Origin of the sequence: Klebsiella sp. HMSC25G12 (assembly GCF_001807705.1) — a bacterium.
Lineage (GTDB): Bacteria > Pseudomonadota > Gammaproteobacteria > Enterobacterales > Enterobacteriaceae > Klebsiella > Klebsiella variicola.
On the sequence record NZ_KV789899.1, the window covers coordinates 1 to 1,117 of the forward strand.

At 54.8% G+C, this 1,117-nt stretch carries 2 protein-coding genes; both read right to left on the reverse strand.

The features are described from left to right. The coding region (locus tag HMPREF3096_RS16510; RefSeq protein ID WP_070544527.1) for a hypothetical protein at positions 1 to 283 on the reverse strand (283 nt) is incomplete at its 3' end. Between the two features lie 65 nt (positions 284 to 348). After that, positions 349 to 729, reverse strand: coding sequence for a hypothetical protein (locus HMPREF3096_RS16515; RefSeq protein WP_015632488.1), 381 nt, complete (start codon positions 727 to 729; stop codon positions 349 to 351). Between the last annotated feature and the right edge of the window lie 388 nt (positions 730 to 1,117).

A 1,117-nucleotide genomic window follows, 5' to 3' on the forward strand; every position in this document is an offset into this window, starting at 1 on the left:
ACACATCCCGCAGCCGGAAATATCTGGCTCCGTAGCGGGCGTATATCTCTGTCACGTCACAGCAGACCATCTCCTGCAGCATGAACGTTTCCCACTCGCCGTTCTCACTTGTTGACCAGTTGAGCGGATACATCAGGCCCAGCGCCTCGTGAAAGGCATGAACGTCGATTTCTTCCGGTGCTTTCACCGCATCGTTACGGCGACTCAACCAGTACGCACGTTCTGCCTCTGCGGTGGTCTGCATTCCCAGGACTGCAGAGGATTCGATCAGGTGTAAGTTCATACATCTCTCCTTATGTGGATGACCGGCGGCCCCCGGACCGCCAGATGTTGGGTAAAAAAGCAGATTCATGGCATATGGCGTTCAGCGCGCATTGAGTCAGCAATGTATTTGCGTGCGTCATTCCACGCTTCCTCACCGATATCACCATAAAGAAGCTCAACGAGTTTCCGGGACTGAAGCCACGGTTGTGCAACGCCGAAATGCACCTGCAGAACGTCAGCGTGCCAGTCAACCACTCCCGCCCCCAGGACGTTATCAGCCATACGCATCAACGTGCCCCATACCAGTTCACTTCTTTCGCTTTCTCTCAGGCGCTTGTTTTTAAGCTCCGCCAGATACATAAGGAGGCTCTTTTGCTCGCTAATCGCGTTGGCCAGAAGGTTTTCAACCCATCTTTCGGTAGATTCTTTGGTGGCGGTTTTGACGTTGACGTTCTGTGTGTTCATTCTGCTTTTCCTCTGGTCTGGTGGTTAATCCATCTCTCGGTGAGTTCCCTGGCGGCAAAGGGCAAAGGAGCAACGTCGTAAGGAGGAGAACAAGGGGCGGAGACAAAAAGTTTTTGCGGTCCCTGGCAAAAAGTTTTTGGCGGAGTTTATTTACCCCTTGGGTGACGACACGGCGGTGCTACGACCAGCCCTTCGCCGGGGAACGGACGAGAGATGACTCACCAGGGGAAGGGATGAGAATGAACACACCCGACACGACGGAACGGCGTGGCGCCATCAGAGTGCCGGTAGCTTTATCGCCGGCACGGTGAAAGCGGCGAGACCGTTCCGGTCGCAGCAAGCGCTGCCGTTGACCTTGACTTCAGACATCAGACACTAGCCGTCAGGC